Origin of the sequence: Streptomyces drozdowiczii (genome assembly GCF_026167665.1) — a bacterium.
Lineage (GTDB): Bacteria > Actinomycetota > Actinomycetes > Streptomycetales > Streptomycetaceae > Streptomyces > Streptomyces drozdowiczii_A.
On the sequence record NZ_CP098740.1, the window covers coordinates 7,250,717 to 7,276,634 of the forward strand.

Annotated in this window: 31 protein-coding genes and 1 pseudogene; 31 read left to right on the forward strand and 1 reads right to left on the reverse strand. The window is 70.4% G+C overall.

Features of this window, described 5'->3' with window-relative positions:
* Positions 1–4: 4 nt before the first annotated feature.
* From NEH16_RS32785 to NEH16_RS32815, 7 genes are all read left to right on the forward strand, one after another.
* The gene (locus NEH16_RS32785; protein WP_265546784.1) at positions 5–199 is read left to right on the forward strand and encodes a hypothetical protein; all 195 of its coding nucleotides are present in this window, start codon (positions 5–7) and stop codon (positions 197–199) included.
* A 19-nt stretch (positions 200–218) separates the two neighbouring features.
* Positions 219–365, forward strand: coding sequence for a hypothetical protein (locus NEH16_RS32790; RefSeq protein WP_265546786.1), 147 nt, complete (start codon positions 219–221; stop codon positions 363–365).
* Positions 366–506: 141 nt separating this feature from the next.
* Positions 507–827 (forward strand): hypothetical protein, encoded by a 321-nt coding sequence (locus NEH16_RS32795; protein ID WP_265546788.1) that lies wholly within the window; start codon positions 507–509, stop codon positions 825–827.
* Between the two features lie 106 nt (positions 828–933).
* Positions 934–1,320 carry a hypothetical protein gene (locus tag NEH16_RS32800; RefSeq protein ID WP_265546789.1) on the forward strand — a complete coding sequence of 129 codons (387 nt, stop codon included), beginning with the start codon at positions 934–936 and terminating at the stop codon, positions 1,318–1,320.
* Between the two features lie 190 nt (positions 1,321–1,510).
* Complete coding sequence (locus NEH16_RS32805; RefSeq protein WP_265546790.1) at positions 1,511–1,798, forward strand: hypothetical protein; 288 nt, start codon at positions 1,511–1,513, stop codon at positions 1,796–1,798.
* A gap of 66 nt (positions 1,799–1,864) precedes the next feature.
* The gene (locus tag NEH16_RS32810) at positions 1,865–4,072 is read left to right on the forward strand and encodes a hypothetical protein (RefSeq protein WP_265546791.1); all 2,208 of its coding nucleotides are present in this window, start codon (positions 1,865–1,867) and stop codon (positions 4,070–4,072) included.
* A 123-nt stretch (positions 4,073–4,195) separates the two neighbouring features.
* Positions 4,196–4,669, forward strand: coding sequence for a hypothetical protein (locus NEH16_RS32815; protein WP_265546792.1), 474 nt, complete (start codon positions 4,196–4,198; stop codon positions 4,667–4,669).
* 256 nt (positions 4,670–4,925) lie between these two features.
* Here the strand turns inward: NEH16_RS32815 and NEH16_RS32820 are convergent, their stop codons facing one another.
* Positions 4,926–5,312 carry a hypothetical protein gene (locus NEH16_RS32820; RefSeq protein ID WP_265546794.1) on the reverse strand — a complete coding sequence of 129 codons (387 nt, stop codon included), beginning with the start codon at positions 5,310–5,312 and terminating at the stop codon, positions 4,926–4,928.
* A gap of 1,049 nt (positions 5,313–6,361) precedes the next feature.
* On the opposite strand from NEH16_RS32820, the gene NEH16_RS32825 reads away from it, so the two are divergent.
* The 24 genes and pseudogenes from NEH16_RS32825 to NEH16_RS32940 all read left to right on the forward strand — a co-directional run bounded on the left by NEH16_RS32825 (position 6,362) and on the right by NEH16_RS32940 (position 25,685).
* Positions 6,362–6,973 (forward strand): hypothetical protein, encoded by a 612-nt coding sequence (locus NEH16_RS32825; RefSeq protein WP_265546796.1) that lies wholly within the window; start codon positions 6,362–6,364, stop codon positions 6,971–6,973.
* 17 nt (positions 6,974–6,990) lie between these two features.
* Positions 6,991–7,407, forward strand: coding sequence for a conjugal transfer protein TraB (locus NEH16_RS32830; protein WP_265546798.1), 417 nt, complete (start codon positions 6,991–6,993; stop codon positions 7,405–7,407).
* A gap of 81 nt (positions 7,408–7,488) precedes the next feature.
* A complete protein-coding gene (locus tag NEH16_RS32835; protein ID WP_265546800.1) occupies positions 7,489–9,606 on the forward strand; it encodes a chromosome segregation protein ParM in 2,118 nt (705 codons plus the stop codon).
* 418 nt (positions 9,607–10,024) lie between these two features.
* Entirely contained in the window at positions 10,025–10,549 is a 525-nt protein-coding gene (locus NEH16_RS32840; protein ID WP_265546802.1) for a DUF6197 family protein, read from the forward strand.
* Between the two features lie 102 nt (positions 10,550–10,651).
* A complete protein-coding gene (locus tag NEH16_RS32845; protein WP_265546804.1) occupies positions 10,652–11,392 on the forward strand; it encodes a hypothetical protein in 741 nt (246 codons plus the stop codon).
* A 112-nt stretch (positions 11,393–11,504) separates the two neighbouring features.
* Complete coding sequence (locus NEH16_RS32850) at positions 11,505–11,915, forward strand: hypothetical protein (RefSeq protein ID WP_265546806.1); 411 nt, start codon at positions 11,505–11,507, stop codon at positions 11,913–11,915.
* Positions 11,912–12,592, forward strand: coding sequence for a hypothetical protein (locus NEH16_RS32855; protein ID WP_265546808.1), 681 nt, complete (start codon positions 11,912–11,914; stop codon positions 12,590–12,592). The genes NEH16_RS32850 and NEH16_RS32855 overlap by 4 nt, the downstream gene beginning before the upstream one ends.
* Before the next feature lie 139 nt (positions 12,593–12,731).
* Positions 12,732–13,373 (forward strand): hypothetical protein, encoded by a 642-nt coding sequence (locus tag NEH16_RS32860; protein WP_265546809.1) that lies wholly within the window; start codon positions 12,732–12,734, stop codon positions 13,371–13,373.
* Between the two features lie 539 nt (positions 13,374–13,912).
* Positions 13,913–14,329 (forward strand): RRQRL motif-containing zinc-binding protein, encoded by a 417-nt coding sequence (locus NEH16_RS32865; protein ID WP_265546810.1) that lies wholly within the window; start codon positions 13,913–13,915, stop codon positions 14,327–14,329.
* Between the two features lie 38 nt (positions 14,330–14,367).
* Complete coding sequence (locus NEH16_RS32870; protein WP_265546811.1) at positions 14,368–14,760, forward strand: hypothetical protein; 393 nt, start codon at positions 14,368–14,370, stop codon at positions 14,758–14,760.
* A 91-nt stretch (positions 14,761–14,851) separates the two neighbouring features.
* Positions 14,852–15,697 carry a hypothetical protein gene (locus NEH16_RS32875; RefSeq protein WP_265546813.1) on the forward strand — a complete coding sequence of 282 codons (846 nt, stop codon included), beginning with the start codon at positions 14,852–14,854 and terminating at the stop codon, positions 15,695–15,697.
* A gap of 242 nt (positions 15,698–15,939) precedes the next feature.
* Complete coding sequence (locus NEH16_RS32880) at positions 15,940–16,908, forward strand: DUF6919 domain-containing protein (protein WP_265546814.1); 969 nt, start codon at positions 15,940–15,942, stop codon at positions 16,906–16,908.
* Positions 16,909–17,109: 201 nt separating this feature from the next.
* The gene (locus tag NEH16_RS32885) at positions 17,110–17,451 is read left to right on the forward strand and encodes a hypothetical protein (protein ID WP_265546815.1); all 342 of its coding nucleotides are present in this window, start codon (positions 17,110–17,112) and stop codon (positions 17,449–17,451) included.
* On the forward strand, positions 17,448–18,434 hold the full coding sequence (locus NEH16_RS32890; protein WP_265546816.1) for an ATP-binding protein: 987 nt from the start codon (positions 17,448–17,450) through the stop codon (positions 18,432–18,434). The genes NEH16_RS32885 and NEH16_RS32890 overlap by 4 nt, the downstream gene beginning before the upstream one ends.
* The gene (locus NEH16_RS32895; protein ID WP_265546818.1) at positions 18,431–18,778 is read left to right on the forward strand and encodes a hypothetical protein; all 348 of its coding nucleotides are present in this window, start codon (positions 18,431–18,433) and stop codon (positions 18,776–18,778) included. Before NEH16_RS32890 ends, NEH16_RS32895 begins: the two co-directional genes overlap by 4 nt.
* Before the next feature lie 13 nt (positions 18,779–18,791).
* The gene (locus NEH16_RS32900; RefSeq protein ID WP_265546819.1) at positions 18,792–19,091 is read left to right on the forward strand and encodes a hypothetical protein; all 300 of its coding nucleotides are present in this window, start codon (positions 18,792–18,794) and stop codon (positions 19,089–19,091) included.
* 324 nt (positions 19,092–19,415) lie between these two features.
* On the forward strand, positions 19,416–20,075 hold the full coding sequence (locus NEH16_RS32905; RefSeq protein WP_265546821.1) for a GGDEF domain-containing protein: 660 nt from the start codon (positions 19,416–19,418) through the stop codon (positions 20,073–20,075).
* Entirely contained in the window at positions 20,075–20,509 is a 435-nt protein-coding gene (locus NEH16_RS32910) for a hypothetical protein (RefSeq protein ID WP_265547485.1), read from the forward strand. The genes NEH16_RS32905 and NEH16_RS32910 overlap by 1 nt, the downstream gene beginning before the upstream one ends.
* Positions 20,506–20,784, forward strand: a complete 279-nt coding sequence (locus NEH16_RS32915) for a hypothetical protein (protein ID WP_265546823.1) — start codon at positions 20,506–20,508, stop codon at positions 20,782–20,784. The genes NEH16_RS32910 and NEH16_RS32915 overlap by 4 nt, the downstream gene beginning before the upstream one ends.
* A gap of 42 nt (positions 20,785–20,826) precedes the next feature.
* Positions 20,827–21,244, forward strand: a pseudogene (locus NEH16_RS32920) (NUDIX domain-containing protein).
* A 359-nt stretch (positions 21,245–21,603) separates the two neighbouring features.
* Positions 21,604–22,896, forward strand: a complete 1,293-nt coding sequence (locus NEH16_RS32925; RefSeq protein WP_265546824.1) for a ParB/RepB/Spo0J family partition protein — start codon at positions 21,604–21,606, stop codon at positions 22,894–22,896.
* 107 nt (positions 22,897–23,003) lie between these two features.
* Positions 23,004–23,756: a ParA family protein gene (locus tag NEH16_RS32930; protein ID WP_265546826.1), complete on the forward strand. Its 753-nt coding sequence runs from the start codon at positions 23,004–23,006 to the stop codon at positions 23,754–23,756.
* 313 nt (positions 23,757–24,069) lie between these two features.
* Positions 24,070–25,326 carry a DUF2637 domain-containing protein gene (locus NEH16_RS32935; protein WP_265546828.1) on the forward strand — a complete coding sequence of 419 codons (1,257 nt, stop codon included), beginning with the start codon at positions 24,070–24,072 and terminating at the stop codon, positions 25,324–25,326.
* Complete coding sequence (locus NEH16_RS32940; protein ID WP_265546830.1) at positions 25,305–25,685, forward strand: hypothetical protein; 381 nt, start codon at positions 25,305–25,307, stop codon at positions 25,683–25,685. Before NEH16_RS32935 ends, NEH16_RS32940 begins: the two co-directional genes overlap by 22 nt.
* The last annotated feature ends 233 nt before the right edge of the window (positions 25,686–25,918 follow it).

Below are 25,918 nucleotides of genomic sequence, written 5' to 3' on the forward strand. Positions count from 1 at the left end.
CCGCGTGCGTCACATACGAGCCGCCCGGGCCGCGCAGCAACGCGCGGCCCGGGCCATCACCGCACGCGGCCTGGCCCACCCGCTCACCCGCATCCTGCTCGCGGCCGCCGCCACGGCGGCCGCGCAGGCATGGGAGGCAGGCCACCGCGTCACCGACATCCACCCCGCACAACCTGATCGGAAACACCTCGGTGGCTGACAGCCTCCACACCCGATACATGGCCGCCAGCACCGCCTGGCGCACCCACCGCAACACCTGCTCGCCCTGCCGGAGCGGCCAGCACTGTGAGACCGGCGCCCAACTGTTCGAGCGGTTCGCCCGGCTGCAGGACGCCTACCTCGCCGAGCAGAGGCGCAAGCGCTGACCGCCTGGCGGGAGGAACCACCAACTGGGCTCCCGCCCCCAGTTGCTTTACCGGGTCGGCCGCCCGCACCACGGGCGGCCGGCTCTTCGCATCCCCGGATCCGGGCATCGACCCGGTTCGACTCCATCTCAGGAGGCGCCCATGCGCACCATCCGCCGCGACGGCTGGACCGCCGCCGACTACGACTCCCAGCAGATCCTCCACGAGCTCGGACACCGAGACGCCGTCGCCCGGGTGAACCGGGCCCGCCGCCCCCACCCGGTCCGCCGGGCCTGGCACACGCTGCGCACCCGGCTGCACCGCCCCGCCCCGAACACCCCGTGCATCGACTGGGTCGCAGCCAGGGCGGCCGCCGACGCCGTCAACCGCGGCGAGGGTGACGAGGCCGACCGCATCGTCATGGCCACGGCTGACCCCCACGCCACCTCATTCGCGACGTTCCGCCTCCTCAACGCCGAATGACCCGTCTGTCGGTTGCCTCCTCCGCCCGTCCCGGCCCCGCGCCGGTACGGACGGGGCCGAGGGGAGCCGGACAGCCCGGACCGCCTCGCTACGACAGGAGTTCACGATGGCGTTCGACATGAGCAAGTTCGGTGGCGGCCGCTGGGTCAAAACCCATCCGAACAACGTCCACACCCACGGCTCGCTCGAGCCTGTGCTGAGCATCCTCGATGTGCGGGGCTTCGCGCTGCACGACCTGTTCCTGGTCGGCATCAACGACAACTGCGGCTCGATCGTGCTGCCCACCGAGTCCCGGGCTGAGAACGCCGCCGCCGCGCTGGAGCCCGCCTACAAGACCCGAGTGCATCTGATGGGCCGCCGGGACGGCGAGGACGTGTGGGCGACCGACTACACCCGTCGCGTGCTGGACGGCACCACCCTGTCGGCCTTCATCACCGACCTCACGCTGAAGGACGGCCGCCAGGTCATCAAGGACGGCCGCTGGATGCACTGATGCATCGGCCTGCCGACTGCCTCCCCTGCCTGCACCGTCGGACCAGCCGGCGCGGGCAGGGCAGCGGGGAGCCGGACAGTCCGGACGCACATCACCGAGAAGGAGTCATCGTGCGCAGCAGCACCGAGAAGACCACCTCGTCGTCAACGTCTTCGAGGACGGCGACTACGTCCTGTACCGCGACCCGGCCATGTTCTGGACCGGGCAGAACGGCCACACCTTCGTCTGCAAGGTCACGCGTGCCTGGACGAGCGGCACGTACGAGCTGACCGCGCTGTCCTCCGGCCGCCTGATCGCCTGCGCGCGGCCCGAATATATGCGGCTGCTGCCGCCGATCGACGCGATGCGTGACATCGACACCGCCCCGCTGCACACCGACCGGGCGGCCGACGACATGACCGCGGCCGCGCTCGCCTGGCTCACCCAGCAGCATGCCACCGCCAACACGCCGCCCGAGCTGCCTGCCCCGCGCGGCTGAACCCGCCCACCCCGCACAACTGCCGCCCCGGCCTTCGGGGCGGCACCCGAACTGGAAGGAGGCGGCGTGGCCGCCACTCGAACCCGGAACAAAAGGGCCACCGCCCGCACCAAGAAGCCGGCCACGACGGTCGTGCAGCCCGCCGCCTCCACCCTGCCCGCTCAGGCCCCGGCCCCGGCCCCGGCCCCGGAGACGGCGGCGGCGGTGCCGGAGATGGACTGGGAGGCGCTGGCCAGGTTCGCGGACGCCCGGGATCGGGCTGCCGACATCGTCGACACCGCCCGCGAGCAGGCCCTCGTCCTTCAGACGCAGGCCGAAGAGCGGGCGGCGCGCACCGTCACCGACACGCACGAGCAGACCGCCGTCCTGCTGGCCGACGCGCACACGCGCGCCGAGGCCCTCACCGCCGGCGCCCAGGAGGAGGCCACCGCCCAGCGGGCCGCGGCCGCCACCGAATCCGAGACGCTGCGCGAGGAGGCGCAGAAGCTGCGCGGCGAGGCTGACCGGCTCCTGGCCGAAGCCCGTGACCGCGCCGACGAGTTCCTCGCCCAGGCGCGAGCGCAGGTAGTGGAGCTGACCGAGCTGGCCGCCGCCGAGCACCAGGCCACCGCGTTGGCGGTTGCCGAACTGCGGCGCCTGGCCGAGGCCGACCTCACCGAGATCGGCGCCCTGGTCGAGGCCCGCCGCACCGAGGCCGGGCAGATCCTCGCCCGCGCCCGGGAGGAGGCCGACACCCTGCTCGCCGCCGCCCACAAGGAGGTCGAGCAGGCCCGCGAGCGGCACGCCCAGCTCGCCAGGGCCGCCGCCGAGCAGTACGACGCCCGGCGCACCGAGGCGGAGGCGCTGTACGCAGACGCGGTCGAGGCCGCCGCCGAACGGCGCCGCGAGGCCGACGCCCACGTCGCCGCCGTCCAGACCGAGGCGGAGACGGCCCGCGCCGAGCTGCGCGCCGAGCTGCGCGAGCTCGGCGAGAAGTTCGACAGCGAGGCCGCCACCAAGCGCAAGGCCCTGGCCGAGGAACTCGCCGGACTGAAAACGGCGTGCGACCAGCAGCGCGAGAAGCTGCGGACCGAGGCCACGACCGTTGCCCAGGAGCTGCGTGCGGCCGCCCAAAAAGAGGCCGCACGCATCACCGCCGAGGCCGAACGCAAGGCCGCGGCCGTCACCGAGCGGGCGCAGGCCGACGAGGCCCGCGCCCGCCGGCTGCTGACCGAGGCCCGCGAGGCCAAGCAGGCCGCCTCGAAATGGCGCGGCTGGCGCCAGAACCTCGGCGGCAAGCTGTGGAAGGCGGCGCCGTGGGTCGCACTGGCCGCCGGCGTCGGGCTCGCCGCCTCCGGCGAGTACGAGCTCGCCCGCATGGTCGGCATCAACGAGTACGTCGCCCCGCTCCTGCCCGTGTCGATCGACGTCTACTGCGTCACCGCGTTCCGCGCCAAGCGGGACATCCCGGCGGCGCTCGCACTGATGGCGTCGGCGAACGTGACCTACCACCTGTCCGAACAGGCCCACATCGTCCAGGACGGCCAGTCCGCTCCCTGGCAGCTGACCACGTTCGTCGTGCTCATCTTCGTGGCCGTCATCTGGCGCGTACACACCCTCATGCACAACGACGGTACGGACGGCCACGGCGGAAACGGAACGCCCGCCCGTACCGGTACGCACCGCAGGACGGACGGTACGGACAGCGTGACGTCCGGCCGTACGCAGCCCGCACGCGGCGGCCTGTACGCCGCGAACGACGGCGGACGACCGAACGGTACGGGCGTCGGACACGACAGTACGGACCCGGCTCACGCCCCCTCCCACCCCTCGCACCACGACGCGGGTGAAGGGGCGCTGACCAGCTCGTACAGCGACCGTACATACGGCGTACACACCACCCCGGACGGGGCGGCGCGTACAGGTGCAGCGACCCCGAGGCGTACCGGTACGACTCATGCAGCCGTACAGGGACGCGTCGGTGCGGTCAGCGTCCGTACACAGCCTGACCGTGAGCCCGTACAGGGTGGGCGTCCCGGTACGACGACCGGTCACTCCCGTACAACCGGAACCGGAGGGACGGGCCGTACAGGCGGAACGGACCGCCCCGGCACGCCCGCCCGGACGGACGCTGAACTCCTCCCGCTCGTACAGGCGCTCCCGCGCGACGAGGACGGCTACGTCACCCTCTACCGGGTTCGTACCGACCTCTCGGTCAACCAGCCCCGCGCGGTCCGGCTGCTGAAGGAGACCGGCCTGCTGCGGCCCGAGGACGCCGACAAGTACCTGACCTGACCCCCGTCCGGCACACACCAGTGAGGGCCAGCCCGAAGGAAGCGGGCTGGCCCTTGCTGCGACTGCCGGAAGCAGTCACCTCCACCAGTACAGCAGAACCGACCGCCCCTGGAGGCCGAGCTCGTGAACAGCAACGACCCGAACCACTCGCCCCTGCGCGACGTCGCGCAGAACGCGGAGGCCACCGCCCGCTACCTCGCCGACATGCAGCGCGTCCTGCTCGACATGGGCGCCAACCTGGAGATCCTCCAGCGTGAGACCCGTGTGCACTGCCGTGGCGTCGGCGTGGAGGGTGACCGCTGGTACCACGCCCGGTTGCGTGCCCTGCCCGTCGAAAGGGCCCTCAGGGACGTTCTCAAGAGCGTCAATTCCCTCACGGACGGCCTGGAGAAGAGCGCCTATAAGCGCCGCGCCCATGACGAAACCGTCGTGAATACCGGCAAGACGCGAAAGGAAAAGGAACTCGAAAAGCAGCGTAAGAAGAACCCGCAGCCCCTCCAGGCCGCACCCCATCGCGGAGAAGAGCGTGACACCGGCCGGAATCCCGGCTATGGTGGTCCTGCGTCGATTTACGACCTCGACAGGCGGTCGGCGTGACGAGGCCTCTCCTGAAATCCGAACTCAAGACGCAACGGTCCCGGGAATATCTTCTCGCTCAACGGACCGCGTTTATTGAGAAACACGGCGAGGACCTCGGCGCTTTCTACTTCCTCGTCATGCTGGTTCAGACGCACGGCAGGAAAGCGCTCAAGCGCGGCGACACCGCGGCCCTGCGTGCACTGGCCCACGACCTGCACGCGCTCTACCTCAAGCACACCGCGTAACCACTTGGCGAGTCCACGAGGGCCGCCGCTCACTGAGCGGCGGCCCTCGGCGCGTCCCCAACGCCCAGGCGCCCAGGCGCCCACACGCCCAGGCGCGCACACGCGTACGCGAGGCCGTCACTCCTTGTCAACCCCTCGGGAGGGAGCATCTCGTGTCGAACGACGACACCGACGCCCAGCTCATCGCCTTTCCCGCAGCACCCGATGTTCTCAATCAGCCACCCGAACTTCCGGATCCCGGACGCCTTTTTCCTTCGGTGCGGGAGGAACCTCCACAGGCCCCGGAGGAAATCACCCTGCAGCTTCCGGTAATCCCGCGCCCCATGGATCCGGAAATGGCCCTTCGTTCGGAAGGGGTTCCGGACCCCGAAATCGACGAAGAATCCGGCGGTGCTGACGAAAGCGAATATGTTCACCGCCGGTCCCTGGCGGAAAGGCTGGGTGACTGGCTCGAATACCGGATCTCTCTTGGGCAGGCGCGCTTTGAGGGCGAGGCGCCATTTCGCGAGGCGGAAATCGCCCGAAAAGTAGAGCTGCTGAATGCGAGGACGGCCCGGGAAGTCGGCTTGTTGGAACAGCAGAACAAGCTCCGGGCGGCCCAGTTGAAGGCACGCGCCGACCAGGCGGGCGCCCGTGGCAGGAGCGGGTCCGGCCTGGGCGCGGACAAGGGTGGCCGAAAGAACGCTTCACAGGGAGCCGCTCCCAGGCAGCAGCCCAAGCCGACCGCCCCGACCCCGAAGCCGCTCGCGCCGGTTCAGAAGCCGCCCGCCTCCAAAGCCCCGGCTCCAGCGCCGAAGGCTCCGACTCCAAAGCCGCCTGCGCCGAAGCCGCCCGGTCCAAAGACCCCGGCACCGGCCACGAAGCCGCCCGGGCCGAAGGCTCCGGCTCCGAGGCAGCCCGCGCCGAAGCCGCCAGTCCCCAAAGCCCCGGCCCCAGCGCCGAAAGCCCCGGCTCCGAAGCCGCCGGCGTCAAGGACAGATGACCGGACAGGAGGCCGGAAGGTCGACCTGTCCAAGCGCGACGGCAAGAAGACACCCGAGCGCACGAAGGGCACCGGGAGCGGCGGCGGGAAGGCCCCAGGCCCGGGCGCGGGCGGTGGCCCGGGCAGCAAGGACGAACGGGACCGCACCGTCCGGTACGGCAAGGCGAAGGACCTCCCGCCCGGGGTACGGCATGGGAGCGCGGAGGCATACGTCGAGCATCAGTGCCGCTGCCGCCGCTGCGTGAACGCCGCGCACCGTGCAGGAAAGGGCACCGGGGCGAGGGCCCCGAAGAACGACCCCAGGAACGGCCCCAAGCGTCCCTCAGGCGGCCCGAAGGAGCAGCGTCGGCCATCGGGTCCGGGAGGTAGGTCCGAGCGGGCTGAGCGCCCGTCAGGCGGCTCGCGGAACGGTCCTGGGGCGGGCGCCGGCGGCGCCTCGGCCGAGGGCCCGGGATGGGCGGGGAACCGCAGGGAAACCCCGCAGTGGCCCCCGGCTACGACCGCCCGCCGCGCCGCGACGCCCGGCATCAGGAGGACATCGTCGACGCGGACATCGTTCCTGACCAGCCGTCGGCCCTGACACCGGGCGCCAAGGGCCTCCCCCCGGCCCCGGAGCCGCACACCCAGCGACCCGGCACGACCCGCCCCACCGCACAGGAGGAACCCGTGGCATCCCAGGTCAGCAAACCCGTCCCGACCCAGACAGGTATGGCGGCCCAGCACCGTACCGACATCACGTTCGGCGAGTACCTGACGGACATCGTGAACATCGCGGTCGACGCCGGGAGGGACAAGGACCACGCCCAGAGCCTGGCCGGCGCGCTCGGCAAGGTCTCCAACGCGCTGCGGGACATGGCAACGGACCTGGGCGGCGACCACAACATCGACACCCGGGTCGTCAGCCAGATCACGGACCTGGCCGACGCGGCATCCCGCATGAAGGCACTGGCCGAACGGTGCGCGGCGGCGTGCGACGACGCCGCCGAGGCCGCCCTGACCGCCGCCACGGCGGTCGGCCGGACCTACAGCGAGGACATCCACGCCATGGACAACGCCGGTCTGACCAACGCCTCCTCCGCCACCCACCACGACTAGCAGAAGGGAACGCCCTGATGAGCGACCTCACCCCTCACCCCGAGGGTGGCGCAGCAGCCCCGACCGACGGCGACAACCGGTACAAGGCTGTCCAGCACAAACTCAGGACACTGGGCACGGCCATGGACATGGCCAGCAACGAACTCGAAAGGCTCCAGTGGAGCATGCGTATGAACGCGCAGCGCTCCGAGGGCCTGGCCGTCGACATCGCGAACGCCGAACTCGACAAGACGTTCGTGGAGATGACCAACCAGGTCTCCCTCGCCCTGGGCGGCGCCGCCGTCGAGGTGCGCAACCTCCACGAGACGGCCCGGGAGGTCTCCGGCCTCGCCCACGACACCCGCCGTACTCACGCGCGTCTGTACGAGGGCCTGGACACCATCCGCTCCGGCCGCAAGGAACGCACCCCCAAGCCCGGATTCTTCGCCCACTGACCCCACCCACCCCAGCCCCCTGAAGGGCCGGCCGCCATGACGGCGGTCCGCCCCTTCACCACATCCAGAAGGAGAACCCCGGTGTCCGTGCCGCGCAGCGTCGTCCTGGAACGCACCCTTTACAGCCTGGCCGCGCCGGTTCTCGCCGCGGCCCCGAACCTCTCCCCCGACAGTCCCGTCAACACCGTCGTCCAGCTGGCCGGCGCCGCCGGGATCGGCGGCTGGGTGCTGGCCGTGAAGAGCGACGAGTCCGGCGCCGGCCGCAAGATCCTGCGCTGGTCGCCGCTGGTCCTCGCGGCCGCCGTCGATATCGCCGCGAGGAACACAATCGGCTGGGGACCGTGGTGCCTGGACGGCATCCTCGCCGCAGCCTGGGCTGCGGCCGGATGGGCGGTGATGCCGTTCTCCCGGCACACCCGCCGCCATCACCGCCCCGCCCTCGCCGGCCCGGCCCCCGCACCACAGCTCCACCCCGCCGCCCCCGAGCCGGTCCTGACGCAGCCGGCCGACGGCGCCGACTCCTTCACCCGGCAGGTCCGCCAGCTGTGGGAGGCCCGCGGCATGCCCGGCCGGACCATCGTCGCCAAGGCCACCCCGCACGCGGGCATGCCACACGACCTGAGCCTCCTGCTGCGCGCGGCCGAGGCCGGGCGCCCGGTCTCCGGCCTCACCCAGGAGGCCGTCGCCGCCGCGTTCGGCGTCGACGTCAGCGATGTGCGCATCGAGGACGTGGCCCGGCAGTACGGGCGAGAGGGCGGCCCCGGCTGGAAGGAAGTCCACGTCACCCCCGACCTGAACGAGCGCCGCAGCAAGGCGCCCACCGCCCAGGAGTGGTGGGCCGACCGTATCGGCGCCGCCGGCGGCGGCGTCCCCGGCTCCGAATTCGTCAAGAAGGTCCGCGACGAGCGCCGCCGCGTCACGCACTACATCGCCCAGGTCCCCGACGAGCTGGGCGAGCCGCGCGTCAACCAGCACGCCCTGGCCGCGGCACTGAAGACGAAGTACGACGAGGGCCGGCTGTTCGTCACCGTCGACGGCAGCCAGGTCCTGGTCTCCCTGTGGGACTCCAGCCCGCTCGCCCAGGTCTTCCCCGCCACGCGGGAGCTGCTGACCCCGGACAAGGACGGGCGGTGGGTGACCGGCTACCTCGGCAACGGACAGCCCGCCCGCAACCGCGTCTACACCGACCGGGGCGCAGCCCACGGCCTGTTCGTCGCCCCCTCCGGCGGCGGCAAGACCCAGCTGATGGCCCTGCACGTCGCGGCCGACGCCCTGTTCGGGGCCGTGGTCATGCTCGCCACCGAGGCACCGGACGAGAAGACCCTGGCCCTGGGCGAGCACACCGCCCGCTACGGCGTCGGCGCCCTGTTCATGATCCGGCTCCTGCGGGTCATGAACGCGCTGATGGAGATCCGCGGCGAAATGATCTGGGAGGACGGCCAGATCCACGAGTGGGACCCGACCCGGCCCGGCTGCCCCTACCGGATGCTCTCCGCCTACCTCGACGAGTTCCTCTCCGCCGCCCGCCACGGCGACTACGGCCCGGAGATCATGGACCTTGCCGAGCTCGTCTCGGTCAAGGGCCGCAAATACGGCGTCGGGCTCAAAGTCGCCGGCCAGTCCATCTACGTCCAGGACGGGTTCACGCAGCTGCTCTGCGAGAACCTGCGCGAGAACTGCATCCCCGTCGTACTGAAGGTCGCGCCGAAGAAGGTCGGCGAGATGTTCAAAGCCCTCGGCATCCCCTCCGAGAACACCCCCGACCCCCTCCCCCGCAGCTTCTCCCCGGAGGAAGCCGGCCGGATCGAGCGGGTGATGGCCGGGCAGCCCGAACCGCCCTCCGACTCCAACACCGGCGGCGCCGGATGGATCATCGAGGGCAAACAGCCCGATGTCCTGCGCACGCTCTACATGGACTTCAAGGCCGGCATCGACGGCTTCTTCCCCGACACCGTCGCCACCCTCACCGACCACGAGATCCGCGAACTCGAAGCGCGCGACCTGTGGTTCGACTGGACCGAACCGCCCCGGCCCGGTGAGTTCGGCCCCGAACCCGACGACGAGGACAGCGACATCGAGGCGCCCAAGAAGCGCGGCGGTCAGGGGCGCAACGGCGGAGGGAAGCCCGCCACACGCCGCGACACGGTCACCTCACCCCGCCAGGCCCTGGAAGCCATCAAGAACCTCTCCGGGATCTGACACACACGCGCACCCCTGGGGCCAGTCGCCCGAGCGCGGTCGGCCCCTACCGATCACCCGCCCGCCGGCAGTCAGTCGGCGGGCGTCCACGGCCCGTCCGGCGTCGTGCTCGTGCCCCCGCACGACCAGCAGTCGAACTCCCCCGGATCCTCGAAACGAGTCCCCCAGAACCCCGCGCGCGGACAGAACATCACGCATTCCTCCCCGCACCAGCCGCACAAGAAGACGAAATCCATCCCGGCCCCTCCCAGCCCAGGCTGCCCGCATACAGGGGCTGCCCGCCCAGCGCACCAGCACAACGCACCCAGGCCGGACGAGCTGCACAGGCCCGTCCGCCACACCTCACCACCCTGCCCAAAGGACGCCACCCACACCCCCTACGGCGGCTCCCGTTGCCGTGCCCTGCCTGGAGCCCCCGATGCCCCACACCACGCTCTCCCCCACTCCGACCCCCGCCCCGGCCCTATCCCTCGACGAACGGCTCGCCCTCGCCAACACGGAGATGACCGCCCGGCTGGATGAAGCCGCCGTTGCCTACGAGGTCAACACCGCACACATCACCACCGAGCCCGTCGACCTGGCCGACCTCGTCACTCTCCCGCTGACCCCGACCCTCCAGCCACCGACTCCGCACCCGACGCCGGTCGCGGCCCTCCTGCAGCGAGCCCACCACCGGCTGCTCACCGGCGGCTGGTGCGCCGGACGGTTCGAGGACGAGAACGGAGCCCTGTGCCTGTTCGGCGCGGTCCGAACCGAAGCGCGTTTCGACCTGCGGCTGGAGATGGCCGCCATGGACGTGCTGCTGGACGCCATCCGCCGCCAGTTCGGCGACCGCTTCCAGTCCGCGGTGGCCTTCAACGACGCCCACAAAGGCAGCGACGGCCGCGTCCCGATCCGTCTCCTCGGTCAGGCCGCCGACCTCGCCCACGCCCGCAGCATCTGACCCACCGCTCCGGACCACCTGCCTCGCACCCGACCGCGAACGGTTCGGGTGCGTGCCAGGCCGCCCGGCCTCTACCACCGCCCCTGAAGGAGCAGCCCCGCCGTGACACCCAACGACCCCGCCCAGGCCGTCGACAACGACCACCCGACGAAGCCCAACAAGGACCGCTTTGCCGCAGCCCGCGCCTGGTGGAGTGAAGCGTGGGACGAGGGCGGCACCCTCCACGAGAAGTGGGAGGACGTGCGGCGCGCACCCGGAGCGGGATGGCACGGCATGGCCAACTGGATTAAGGCCGTCGCCGCCATCGCCGGAGCCTCGCTCGTCATCCTGCTCTTCAACGGCGCCGTCGGCGTCCTGCTGGACACCGCGCACCGCATCCTGACCGCCGTCCCCGACGTCCAGGTCGGCAACAACACCTCCACCGGCGTCTGGGCCACGATCGACAACCCGGTCCGCTCCTACATCGCCGCCCACACCGCCGGCCTGCCCATCACCGCCTCCACCGTCTACACCCTGTGGCAGATCACCGGCCTGTTCTCCCTGCTCGCCGGGTTCATCACCCGCAACAACGGGATCCGGCTCACCTGGACATGCTGGGGGCTCGCAGGCATCGCGATGGTCTGGACGACCACCCCGGACACCTCCCGCACCGTCGCTACCGCCATCGCCGTCCTCGCCTGGACCACCGCATCAGCCCTCGCCCTGCGCGGGCTCAGCCTCCGCCCGCAGTTCCACTCCTCCGTGCACACCGGCGCCCCGCAGGTCACCCTCCAGCCTCAGATCCACATCCCCGCCCAGTCCGACGGCTCCGCCCCGGACAACGTCCGCCACCTGAACCACTGACCCGGTCGCTCCGCCTGGTCCTTGCCCCGTCCCGCAGCCGCGGGACGGGGCAAGGGTCGGACAGGCCGACCGGCCTGAACTCCCCTTCGCACCGGATCTCCTCGGAGGATTCGTGATCACTGAGTCCGTCACCCCTACCGTGTCGCCCACTCCTCGCAGACCACAGGAGCACCCCGGCACCGTCCTGTTCAACCTGTTGCTGCAGGCCGGGCTGGACGCGGACACCGCCCGCCAACGCATCCACGCGCACGCCGGGATGATCGCGCGCGAACAGCAGTACCTCGCCGACGCGGACGCCCCGCACGTCCGGGTCACCTACCGGCTGGAGTACCGAGAGTGCGAGGACGACGTGTGGCAGCCGGGCACGGCGGGCATCGGCGTCCGCTGGTCCTGCACCAACCAGTCCGAGGCCCTCGCCCATCTCGCTGAGGCACGGCAGCGGTGGCCGCACTACGAGCATCAGCTGGTGGAAGTCACCACCACCGTCACGCAGATGCCTCTCGCTGTCCCGGGAGCACCGTGACCGCGACCGACCGTGAGGCAATGGTCCGCTACGACCAGCTCGCCGCCCGCGTCTACGAGGAACGCCGCATCCCGGCCGGCACCCGTGACCTGGTCCTCGCGCTGGGCTGGGCCACCCTCCGCGACCCACGCCGCCATCACCCCGAACAGGGTGTCTGGACCAGGACGCGCGACATCCTCAACATCGACGACCGGCGGATGTGGCAGCTCCTCGCCGACGACGTGCCCCGCTACGAGCACGACTGGCACGCCGAGCCCCGCGGCTGCCAGGCCCCCATGGTGAAAGTGGACCGGCTCTGCGGACGCGGCGTGGTGCACGGCTTCTGCGAGTTCGACCCGCACACCGGGTGGGCCAGGTTCTGGGGGTTCTGTAACCGGCCGCGCTGTCGGGCCTACGCAACACCGATCGCCCAGCGGGCCGAGCACAGCGCCACCAAGCGGCCCGAGCCGATTCCCAACACCGGTGGCCTGCTGCCCCTGTTCTTCACCTGGAACTGGGAAGCGAGATACGCCAAGGCCATGGACGTCATCAAGCGCTGCCCCACATGGGAGCCGCCCTCCCACGGGCTGTCCGCGGACCAATGGCCATCGGTCCCCGGCACCACGCCGGTCAAGGCATTCCCCAAGCTCCGCCTGGTCGCCTCCGACGGCCGCACCCTAGCCCCCGCACCCCACTGACCAGACGGCCGACTCCGACTTCACCACCGACCAACCGGTCGCCCCGCACTCCCATCCACACCCGTCGCCCCGCACCCCGGTGCCGCAGGGCCAGGCCCAAGCCGACCGCCTGACAACCCACCCGAAAGGACCCCGCCCCGTGAGCACCGACCTGATCACCTGGTACGACGACATCACGATCAACGGCGTCCCCTACCCCACCCGAAACACCAGCCCCCTCAACACCCAGAACAGCAGCGACTACCTCGGCGACCTCCCCAGCCACCACCGCCACACCCTCCGCGCCCACCACGAAGCCGCCCACGCCATTACCAGCCTCGCCGCCGGCGGCCACATCCACCACGCCCAACTCGCGCCCCCCAGCACCGCAGACAGCCTCCCTGCCACCGGCGCCAGCATGAGATCCTCTGGCGCCGTCACCGGCTGCGGACTCCACCACGGCAACGACTACGCCATGGTCTTCGCCGCAGGGGAACGCGCCGAGGACCACTGGCTCCGCCAGAACAACCTCTGGACCCCGGACCGTGCGGTCGGCGTCGAACTCTGCGCGTACGCAGACCGCACCGCGTTCCTCGCCGGCTGCCCCGACGCCGGATTCAACGGCGGGGCCTCCGACTACTGCCATGCTCACAACCTCGCCGACCAGGCCATCACCCACCACTGGGACGCCATCACCGCCGTTGCCCAGGTTCTCGCGGACCGCCTGTACCTGACCGGGCAGGAACTCGCCGCCATCGCCCAGATGCCGAACGGAACCCACACCTGCAACCGCCCCTGCTGATGCGCAGCCCTCGCATCCGGTAGGGGTTCCTCGCTCTCACCGCCAGACTGGTCACCCCGTCTGGCCACCGGCACCGCCGCCCCTTTGAGACGCACCAGCTGGACACAGAAGTGCGCCGCACGGATGATCCGTGCGGCGCACTTCAGCTCGGGGCCGGTCTGCGTGCTGCTACTGCTGCGGGGCGGATCTCGGCGGCCGGCCGCCGACGTTCGTACGGTCCCATCCCTTTGCCCACTTCTCGACGACCGCCCGCTCCCACACGCGGCCTGCCTTCGTTCGTGCGAAGCACGCCGGGAAGTCCGGCCTGGCAACGAGGACATTCGCCCGCTGGCGGCTGACGCCCAGCATCTCCCCGATCTCCGTGACCCCCACGTGCGAGGTAGCGGAAGTATCCGAATTCGTCATGCCTACGAGGATCAAGCCAACCCTCCATCCTGTCAACGTCTTTCGCCTGGCAACCCGTTGACACAGTAAACCCCTTTACAGCATGGTGGTGGTGCACCGAGCGAGACCACCCACTGACTCCGGGGGAGGCACCCGTGCACGCCCACGACGCCAACGACGACCTGGCCGCCACCGGCCCGCACGACTCCGGCAACGGTTGCCTGCCCGTCTACAAGCGGAACCAAGCACCCCAAGGGCTCGCCACAAAACGGCAGTTGAGGGCAATGGGGCTGCGTCCTGGCGGCCAGCAGGTCGTTGCCGAGGTCGAGACCCGTGGTCCAAAGAACGGCTTCCTCTACGAGATCGCCAAGGCCAAGCCCCGCCGGACCCCGACGCTCGCCCAGGAGCAGGCGCTGGACCGGGCGATGGCGGCCCGCCAGACCTGCCCCGAGTGCATGCGCCGCTACTTCTACTGCCTCCGTACCTCGCTCGGGATCTGCCTGGAGTGCCACGAGGGCACGCCGGCCGACCCCAGCACCTACATAGCGCCCGCGGTCGCCAAAGCCGCCTGACCCGCACATCCCATCCCACGCCCAGAAGGAGATCAGCCATGGGCCTCTTCGGACCGAGCAAGAAGTTCTCGCGGATGCAGACCGAGGAGGAAAGGTACGCCGCTTCCGGCGCCTTCCAGCAGACCGAGCAGGTAACCCGTAACAAGTCGTTCGACCGCACGTCCCGCGCACGCCGCCAGACCCGCCAGGAACAGGAACAGGCGGCGACGCAGGAACGCCGCCAGCAGGTTACTCGGCCCGGCACGCTTCACCTCCAGGGCGGCACCGCCGTCCTCTCGGACGGCTGGCAGTTCGCCACGGACAAGCTCCCCGCCGGCAACCTCAACGGCCTCAAGGTCGACGGCTCCACCCTCGGCGACCTGTCCATCAAGGACTTGCACGACCTCGCGACCAACCACGGCCCCAACTGCCGCTGCAGGCTCAGCAGCTAGCCGCAGCGCCCGACCTTCTGCACTCGCAGGGGCCACCTCGTGAACCAGCGCACTGGCACCAGCCAGCCGCCCCCAGGAAGGACACCCACGCATGAGCATCACGATCACGAACACGTACGGCACCGCGCACAACGTCAGTGAGAACAACCCGGCTCACGTCACGAGCTGCGACTACTACCGGCTGCCCCTCGTCGGCACCATCACGCCCGGCAACCCCGGCTACCAGGGCATGGTCGAAATACTGAAGGACAACGGCCACGACACCCGACCCGAGGGGTACGGGCTGATCTTCCTGGAGTCCGAGGAGTTCAGCGCGACGTACTTCGGGCCGATCGAGCAGATCGAGCAGTACAAGCGTGACAACGCCGACGGCAAGGCAACCTTCGACGCCTCACAGGGCGTCACGTACGCCCAGTGGCCCCACGGCAAGGCCTGGGACGACTTCCTCCCCCGCGTCTTCTGGAACCAGGAATGGCGCGGCGCGGTCGCGGACGGCGTCGGCCTCGTCACCGCCTTCGCCCACACCGAGACGCCGGGCGCCGAGGTCATCGTCTACGAGTTCGAGGGCATGTGGAGCCCCGGCGGCGAACCGAAGCAGATGGTCACCTACCACTGCACCGCCTGCCACATGGACACCTTCCACGACAGCGGCCACGTCCACGAGAACAAGGGCCCCGGCAGCCGCCGGTGGGCCGCCCGCCAGGCCCGCCAGCACATCATCAGCGCCGCCCGGCACGGCGTCGGCGACAGGAACAGCGCCTGCCGACCCAACAACGGCGAGATGCTGCGCGCCGTGAACGCGGTCGCCCGCGACATGTGGGGCACCACTGGCAACGCCCTGCCGGACACCGACGACGCGTACTGCGCCACCAAGGGCCCCTGCTCGATCATCCGCGAACTCCGTGCTGGCGCCCGACCGCCCGTCTACCGCGCCTGACCGCAAGCCGATTTCGGGGCCGCCAGGACCCGGGAACGTCGAGGGAGCGCGCCGTCCGCACCTGCCACGTAGCGGGTCCTGGCCGGGCGACCTGATCGCCTCCCCCGTCGACGACGTCATCAGCCTCTTCACCCGCTGACCCGGCCCGCTTCTACCGTCCCCGAGCCCACCGCCCGGGGCCGGTGGTGGCCGACCGGCCCTCTTTCTCTCCGATACTCAACGACGTCCAGGAGGACGCCCTGATGAAGCTCCCGTGGATGAGCCGCTCCGACAAGAGGAAGTGGAGGAACGCCTCCTCGTTCCCCGCCGTCACCGAGCTGATGGCGTTATGGCTGGAAGGCGAGATCGGCAGCTGGCCCGGTTACCAGCCCCGCTACGGCCCCGACGAGGAGACCCTGCCCTTCACCGGGGTGCTCGCTGCCGCCAACCGCGCCGGCTACCTGACCATCGGCAGCCAGCCCGGCTCCTCCGACACGAGATTCGACGGCCAGCTCTGGGAGCAGCGCGCCGCCGTCGAGGGGTTCATCGCCGACCGGGCCCTGCTCCTTGCGCTGATCGACGCCGGGGAGAAGGCCGACCTCAAGGTACAGCTGCACAGCCTGCTGAATGCGTGGGGCAGCGACGCCGTCACCGTCACGACCCGCGGCGGCAAGCCGAACACCAGCTTCGGCACGGCCCTGAGCATGGGAGACCTGGACTTCATGTGGCGTGGCTGCGCCCCGGAAGCAGTCGACGCGATCGCCGGGTCCCACTACGTGACTGTGGTGGATCCCGAGTTCGGGCCGAACACGCGGCTGTGGGAGGTCCTGGAGCAGGTCCTCACCCGGCCCGTGCCGCCCCCGCCGACGGATGCGCCGAAGGTGCTCTGTTCCTGCGGGTGCACCGCGCTCGGGTGGCAGTTCTGCGGCGATGGCTGCAACGGCGTCGTCGACCAGGCCGACGGCCGCTGCGCGGCCTGCATCGACCCCAGCGTGATCATCGACTGGTCCAAGGTCTGTGACGACGAAGAGAACGAGTGCGCCAACTGTGGCGCCCCCTTCTTCTCCTCTGGGAAGTACTGCTCCACCGCGTGTGAGGACGCCGACGCCTACGACGAGGACGACCTGGACGGCGTCGACGCGCCCGTCGAGCCGCGCCCGGTGGGACCGGTCTTCGACCCCTGGGCCAGCATCTCGGCCCCTTCATCCGGCTCCCACGACGCGCCGTTCTGACCGCCTTCTGTGCCGCCCCGGCCCTGCCGGGACGGCACGGTGGGTCCTCAACTCGGCCCTCTGCTGCAGCGAAGGAGCCCTCGCCGGGGCGGCCGCAGCATCGGCAAGAGGCCGGCCGCCCCACTCCCTCACCCGCATTCGAGATCAGGAGAACCTCAGCATGCACCATCTGACCCTCACCACCCGCCCCGGCGCCCGCCGGTGAACCGCACCCGCCTGGAGCGCGTCCGCGCCGCGGCCGGAATCGTCTCGCTGGCCCTCCAGCAGATCGAGGACGACCTCAAGGCCGACGATGTCGACCAGCAGGAGCTCGCCGCGATCCTGCGCGAGCTCCAAGAGGACACCGACGTCCCCATCGGCCTCGTCCCCGCCCTCGCGCAGCTGCTCACCACCGCCGCTCGCAGAGCGGAACAGATCGAGCCCGACCGCGATGGTGACGCCTCCTGCCCCCTGCACGAGGCCGCCGCCCTGCTCACCGACACCGCCGGGCCCCGCCTGACCCAGGCAGCCCGCTCCCTTCACCCGCAAGGAGACCCCGCATGACCTCGGTGCTTTACCCGGACCTGCCCGAACACGGGCTGATCGTGCTGATCGGCGCCTCCGGTGCAGGCAAGTCCACACTGGCCCGCACCTGGCCGTCCTCCCAGGTCCTCTCCCTCGACGCCCTGCGCGGCACGGTCAGCGACGAGCCCGGCAACCAAGAGGCGACCGGCGACGCCGCCGACATCCTCAAGCTGATTCTGGAGCGCCGGATGGCCCGCAAGCTCAACACGGTCATCGACGCCACCAACGTCGAAGAGACCGTGCGGATGGAGCTGGTGACGGCCGCCAAGCGGCACGGCATGCCGACTGTCGCGGTCATCGTCGCCACGCCGCTGACCGTGTGCCTTCAGCGGCAGAGCCTGCGTCCGGACAGCCGGCGCGTGCCAGAGGACATCGTCCGCTCCCAGCACCGGGCCATGGTCCACTCGCACCAGCGACTCACGGCCGAAGGCTTCAACACGGTCATCTTCGCTGACGCCCTGAACCGCCTGGAGCCGTACCTCAACCGGCTCTCCCAGGCCCGGAAGGCCGACCTCGGGTGCGACGGCAGCGACGGCCTGGGCGACCTGTGGCTGGCTCGCAGGTTCTTCGGCCCGGAGATCCTGCCGCTGTGGCGGTGGCGGCCCGGCTCGGACCTGGCGGGCGGCAACCGCGTCGCGGAGCTCCGCCTCGGACAGCAGACCCTCACCCTGGCACTGCGCGAAGACGTCGACGGCGTGGGCGACTTCTCCTTCGACGTCCTACTGCCCTGCCCCACGGACCCCGAGTGCGCCGGGCAGGCGTGGGCGCCGGTCTACTCGGTCATCGACCTGCACAAGGCGCTGACCGGCGCGATGGACAACGACCCGGACATCATCTGCACCACCCATGGCGGCCCCGACGACGTCGACCAGGAGGCCGACGACCACTACCAGGGCTGGGACGACGACCCCGACGGGCGCGCCGACCTTGAGGCCCAGGCCCTGGAGGCGATCAGCGCATGAGCACCAACGCCCCCGAGTGCGGGTGGGACCAGGCCGTCTTCCGGTGCGGGCGGTGCGGCGCCCAGAACACAGCCACCACCGAGGCCGACTACCTGAAGGCCATCGACACACACAGCGACGCCCACGCCGTGTGGGACCGGCTGAACCCCATCGAGCGCGACGGAATCACCTCGATCCTGCGCACCATCCTGTCCGCCCCGGAACTCGCCCTGGAACTCCTCGCACTCGCCGACCGCCAGTCGGCCCGGGGCCAGGGCCGGCAAGCCGCGCCGCCGACAGGCCGCACCCCCACCGCGACTCAGGCGACCGCCGCGCCCTCCATCACCATCCGGCTCGACTTCTGACAAGGAAGCCCTCATGGCCGTCCAAACCGACACCCTCGCCGCGCTCGACGCGTGCTTCAGCACGGACCTCGCAGCCCTCACCGGCCGCCTGCCGACGCGCAGCCTCACCCCGACCCAGTTCATCGACCTGGTCGAAGAGGTCCGCGACCTCCTGACCGACTCCCGCCTCCCCCACCACGAGGACGCCAGCGACGACCTGCACCACGCTGCCGACCACCTCACCGAGGCGCTGACCAGCCCGGCCGACGAGCAGCACACGCTCCTGGCGCAGGCGCGCACGCACCTGCGCTCCGCCATCGCATCAGCCAACTGACCCTCACCTGAGTTGAGCGCGCTCCGTGCCGCCCCGGACCCCGCACGGTCTCGGGGCGGTCGCGGTGGCCCCTCAACCCACGGAAGAGGCGCCCGCGGAAACCGGCCCGGCTGGAAGCCCGACCGGCCCGCCGCGACTACCTGCCGCTGGACGAACCCCAACAGGTGGACCAGCCCCAAACCTACGAGCTCTGCGCACCGGCCTCCGCCTATGACCTGAGCGACTCCCCCGTTCTGACCCGCAACGCAAATACCCGGGACCACCGCTGACACGGCGCTCCCGGGCTGTCCCCTCCCGTACCGCAGACGAGAAGGAAACCTCAGTATGACCACCGCGCTGTTACCGCGTAAGGCCCTGCACATCACCGCCATGGCCCTCCCCCTGGCCGGATGGACCCTCCACAGCACCGTCCTGCACCACCGCCTCACCCAGGCCAACCGCGACCCCCTCACCGGGGCCTGGCGCCGCACAGAGTTCACCGTCCGCGCGCAGCGCCTCGTGGACCGTCACCCCGGTGACGTCGTCCTGGTCCTCGCGGACGCCGACAGGTTCAAGGCCCTGAACGACACGTACGGGCATGCGGCGGGCGACGCCGCACTCGCAGCGATCGGCACCCGGCTCACCGAGTGGTCCGGGCCCCGCGGCGTCGTTGGCCGCCTCGGCGGCGACGAGTTCGCCGCCCTGGCCCGCATCAAGCCCCGACACCAAGGGCTGCGCCTGGAGCACCTCGCCCGCCTCATGTCCCGCCCCGTCCCGTACGAGGACGGGCTGCTGCCCCTGGGCGTCTCGCTGGGCGCAGCCACCCCGGCCGCCGTCGCAGCCACCGACCTGCCGACCCTGATGCGCGCCGCCGACGCAGCTATGTACGAGGGCAAGCACAGCGGCCGCGTGTTCCTCGCTGACCGTTCCCACGCCGCTGTCCCGTCGGTGAACGGCCGCCGCGCTGGACGGCCGGGTACCAACCTCAAGGGGCGAGCCGCGTGATCCCCACCCCGCTGCCCGCTGGCGACTGGATCCGCGGCATCACCATCCGTCAGCCCTGGGCAACCTGCATCCTCGCCGGAAAAGACGTGGAGAACCGCCCCCGGCCCTGGCAACCGGGATGGGTCCTCCTGCACGCGGGACAGCAGACCGACCGCCACTCCCTGCGCATCCCGCTGGTCGCCCGCACGATCCGACACCGCGAACTCACCACCGGCGCGGTCATTGGCATCGCCCGGATCACCGACTGCCACCAGGACCCGGACCGCTCCACGTTCTGTTCCGAGTGGGCCCAACCAGATGCCTGGCACCTGGTGCTCGCCGACATCCAAGAGCTGCCCCTGCCGATCCCGGCGCGCGGGCAACTCGGGCCCTGGCGCCCCACGGAGGATCTCGTCGACCAGGTCCTCCAGCAGCTGCCCGCGTTCCGGCCGTGACCCGCACCCGCTCCAAGAGCCCGCTGTGGGAGCCGGGCCCCATCCCGCTCCCCGGCGGCCTCCTCGACTGGCGCGACCCCCGGCATTACGACCGCCGACAGGACCACCCCTGCACCCTGTGCGGCACCCCCACACCGCTGCGCTCCCACACTGGCGAGCCAGCGCACAAAAGTTGCGCTGAAGCCTGGATCGCCGCGAATCCCGCTGAGGCCCGGACCGGCCGGTTCGCCTCCGACAGCAACACCGGACGCAGCCGCCGCGACGACCACGCCTGAGCCCACCACCCACAACAACCCACCGACCAAAGGACAACAACCGTGACCGAGACGTTCGAGACCATCCGCTACACCGCCGACATCGTCGTTACCCGTACCGATGGCCACGTCCTGCTGATCCAGCGCGGCTGGGACCCGCACAAGGGGATGTGGGCCCTGCCCCGGCGGACACGTCGATCCCGGCGAGACCAGCCGCGCCGCAGCCGCCCGCGAACTGCAGGAGGAGACCGGCCTCCTGGTGGCCGCCGACGACCTGCGCCAGATCGGCGTCTGGGACGCGCCCGGCCGTGACCCGCGTGGTCGATACGTCACCGTCGCCTACGCGGCCGTCGTCCCGGCGGGCGCCTCGATCGTCGCCGGGGACGACGCCCGCACTGCCCACTGGTGGTCCCTGAACCACCTGCCGGACCGCCTGGCGTTTGACCACGCCGACATCCTCCGCGCGACCACAGCCTCCTGACACACCAAGTTGGCTCGAAGCCTCCGTAGGGGATGCCCGCAACCTGTCCAGGCCCGCCCGCTGCGTACCGCCCTCGAAGCCCTGCCCCGTTCCCCGGGGCAGGGCTTTTTCTGTTTTGTGGCGTCTTTGATGGTCTGTCCGTCTGGCGTTTTCAATGGAAACGCCAGTCCGATCCACTGCCCCGGAGCGGGGATGCTTCTCCGTCAACCCCCGGATAGAGCCCGGTGGTTCTTCGACGAGCCAGCCCCCGGCCGCTCGGCGAGACGACCAGCTATCCCCGCGCGGCTGCGTGAGGGGATCAGCGTTTCCAACGGAAACGGCTAGTCTCTGGCCGTACCGTCTGTCGTCCTGGAGAATCTATGGCTGCCAACCCCCTTCCGAGGCCCAAGCGCACGAGCACCAAGCCCTCTGCGGCTCCATCGAAGGAAGCGGCGTTCTATCGGGGTGGGAAGGACCGTAGCGGCGACGTGGTCGAGCTCCACCCCAAAGACCTCTGCCCCAACCCGTTCAACCGGCGGGCAATGTCGGGCGTTGCGGAGCTTGCGGCCACGATCCAAGAAGTCGGCCTCCTCCAAAACATCGCACACATCCCGGCGGACATCTGGGTCGCGCATTACCCGGAGACGGCCGACAACATCACCGCTGCGAACGTCATCCTTTTCGGGGAGCACCGCTGGCGCGCCGTCCAAACCCTGGGCTGGGAAATGATCCCGAGCGTCCTGATGGACGACAAGGTCGCGGACGCCCGCCTCATCACGCTGATTGAGAACCTCCGGCGCGCACAGCTCAGCCCGCTGGAAGAGGCCGAGCACTACGTGGCCCTGCGAAGCAGCGGGCTGTCGTACGAGCAAATCGCGCAGAAGGTCGGCGAGACCGCCAAGGGGGCCATTTCCAAGGGCACCGTGTGGAAGCGAGTGCAGCTCCTCGCGCTGGAGCCGGAGGTCCAAGGAGCTCTCCGAAACGGCACCCTGGCTGTGAGCACTGCCGAAAAGCTCCAGAAGATGAGTGCGGAGGATCAGCGGGAGGCCGTGACCCTAGTGCAGGGCGGGATGCGGCCGCTTGAGGCGCAGGCGCAGATCCTCGCACGGCAGCGGCAGACTGAGACCGAGCCGGCCGAAGGAAAGCCTGCCGTTTCCAGTGGAAACGCCGCCCCCCAGTCCCGGACAACGGCAAAGAAGGAACAGCCCAAGCCGTCGGCTGACCAGTACGAGCAAGACCGAAGGATTGCAGCGGCAGCCCGAGACACCGCCTGCCAGCTCCTCGTGGAGACCACCGACGTTGGCGACCCCGCCAACAGCGAGCTTCTCCTCAAGGCCATGACCGGTGCACTGCTCGCTCCGCAGCAGCAGTCCGCCGCACAGCAGCGCGCCCTGGTCTGGCTCCGCCGCGCCGAACGCCACAGGCTCGACGACCAGAACGCCAGCTCGTACTTCAACGCAGTCCAGGACTCGGGTGACGGCGAACTTCAAAGGCTCGCCGCCTTCGCCATCTCGCTCGCCGCCGCCGAGCTCCGCACTGCCGCCCGCCGGCACTCGTGGGGAACCCGCGAGACCGGCTACCTCCACCTTCTCCAAGAGCACGCCCAGTACACCCCGGACACCGCGTGGGAGAAGAAGGAGCTGGCCTTCGACACCACAGGAGAGACCGAGTGACACGCACAGTCGAACCCCGCTTTCGCCCCAGAGGGCGGCGCCACCCCAAGATCTACGCCTTCATCCTTGAGTGCGGCGGCTCCACCAAAACCACCAGTGCCACCTCCATGGCGACCGAGGCGGCACTGCGGGGGTATCAGGGCACCATCTTCGACTTCGACGCCAACCGGTCCACGACCACAATCCTCGGCTACGACGAAGAGGCCATGAAGGGACGCAAGACCGTCCTCGACCTCATCCACGGAACCGCGACGTTGGACGAGGTCGCCCTCCCGGCGCGCTACCGCATCGGTGACGGATACGACGACGACGCCTTCGCCTACATCCCCGGCCTGCGCCTCGTGCCCAGCTGCAAAGAGATGTCCAGCGCGGACACCGCCATCGCCGAGGACGCGGACCGACAAGACTGGTTCGCCGAGATCCTGCTCGGCTACGACGGCGACGAGGACGACGTCTTCTGGCTCGACTTCCCGGCCAGCTACGGGAAGATGGTCTACTCCGTGATCCGCATGCTCGACGAGGACGACTCCGTCATCCCGTCGGTCCGCGCCGATCCGAAGGACGTCAAGCTGCTGGTGCCCCTGTTCGAGGAACTCGACCGCGTCCGGGAGAAGAACCGCCTTCGGCGCTCGGTCCCCGCCCGCCCGACGGTCAACCACCTCATCCTCACCGGGACCCCCACCGCCAGCTATACCGAAGCATCAGCAAGGAAGGCCACGGCGCTCGCAGAGTTCCTATACGGCGACATCCTCACGCCCTACATCCGGTACTCCGCTGACGCCAAGAAGCTGTACGACGACTGCTGCCCCTCCCCATCCTCCTCCCCAACTCGGTACCGGCCGTCGACTACCGGAAGCTGATGTCCAGCATTGGTTTCCCCGACCGCACTTGACCCCGTTTCCATTGGAAACGGCGCCATGGCTCGGCCACCCAAACTCTGGGTGGCCGAGCCAGTGCGTTCTACGAAGGCCCCAGCGGTTGCCGGAGGCTGGATTGCAACTGCTTCTCTGCGCGACTGGTGAACGGTTGTGGCGTTGGACTCGGTCGTGTCCGGTGAACCTTCAGCCAGGCTGCTCGGTGGCGAATACCTCGATCACTTTTCGCTGACGATCTGCTGCTCGTCGGCCAGCAGCAGCACAGGCCGTTCAGGCCACATGAGAGTGTGATCGGATGATGCAGCTGACCCGAACCCACCGAGTCCTGATCGGTCTGGTCGTGGCCGGTGCGGTGCTGATCGCCGCGATCGGCTTCGCCGGTTCGTACGCCGCGGTGCGCGAGCTGGCCCTGAGCAAGGGGTTCGGGGACTTCTCGCTGGTCTTCCCGATCGGCATCGACGCGGGCATCTGCGTCCTGCTGGCCCTGGACCTGCTGCTCACCTGGCTGCGCATCCCGTTCCCGCTGCTGCGCCAGACGGCCTGGCTGCTGACGGCCGCGACGATCGCGTTCAACGGCGCCGCCGCCTGGCCCGACCCGCTCGGCGTCGGGATGCACGCGGTCATCCCCGTCCTCTTCGTCGTCGCCGTCGAGGCCGCCCGGCACGCGGTGGGCCGGATCGCGGACATCACGGCCGACAAGCACATGGAGGGCGTCCGCCTCACCCGGTGGCTGCTCTCGCCGGTCCCCACCTTCCGGCTCTGGCGCCGGATGAAGCTGTGGGAGCTCCGCAGCTACGAGCAGGTCATCAAGCTGGAGCAGGACCGCCTGATCTACCAGGCCCGCCTCCAGGCCCGCTACGGCCGCGCCTGGCGGCGGCGGGCCCCCGTCGAGTCCCTGATGCCGCTGCGCCTCGCGAAGTACGGCGTCCCGCTCGCCGAGACCGGCCCCGCGGGCCTGGCCGCCGCCGGCATCGAACCGGCCCTACTCCCCCCGGCCCCGGCTCTTCCGGGAGTGGCCGATGAGGGCGTGGTGAACGACAGCGACCGGGTGCCGGTGACGGCAGCCGCGGCCGTGGATGTTGCTGTGGGCGGCCGTCCGGTGGGCTCAAGCGGCGCGGGGCCTTCGCAGATCGAGGCTAGCGCGCCGGTCGTGACGGGTCGGCAGTTCGTGGACGCGGGGGAGCAGGAAGAGCAGCAGTCCGTCGTGGCACTGCCTGACATTGACTACCGGGACGCGGTCCAGGGCTACCTCGCCCAGTTCGGCCGCTTCCCTGACGCGGTACAGCTCAGCTCCTTCCTCGCGCAGTACGGAATTGTGGACGCCACGGGTGACCCGCTCCCCGAGGCACTGCTGGGCCCGGTCCTGGACGGCATCCGGAACCACATGCAGTCCGTCCTGGAGCACGAGGACGTAGAGGCGCGATCGGCGGCTCCGTCCGGTAGTGAGCACCATGACGATGGCAGAGACCGGCCCGCTGCGGTTGCCGGCCACGCCTCGGCGGCCGTCGAGCCCCCGGGGAGCCGGAGCCCGAGGTGTTCGGTGAGGGCGCCCTGATCGAGGAGGACGGGCCGTGGACTCACACCGGGACGGCGGCCGACCGGACGGGCGCCGCTCCGCGGATCACTGCACAGGCGAGGATCCCGGCCCCGGCCGGGAGTCCCGAGCAGACGCGCGAGGTGCTCCCGGAGCCGGAGCCCGGACAGTCGGCCGAGGAGGAGCCGGGCTCATCGGTGCCGCTGCTGGGGCCTGCCCTCGTGGAGTACCACTACCGGGAGCTGTCGCCGGAGGAGCAGCAGCGGTCCGCGAACGCGCTCGCGCCGGTGCTCGCTGAGCAGACCGGATACGCGGTCGGGACCGTCCGCAAGTACATCGGACAGATCAAGCGGAGCGATGCCGCCGCGATGCCGAGTTAGGTCCAAGGCTGAGAATTCCAACGGAGGGGAGGCCGTTCCAACGCGGTTGGAATAGCTCGGCTGCCCGATGTCCGGGCGGTACTCGATGGCGTTCCAACTGGGGTGCCAGGAGGTGCCCGCCCCTCCCCGTGGGCGCACCCACGAAGGACCGTTCCAGTCTCTCGGCGGCCGATGACCCAGGCCCCGGCCTGGGAGACGGCGCAGGGAACCGGCCGTGCTGGAATCCGCAGTGA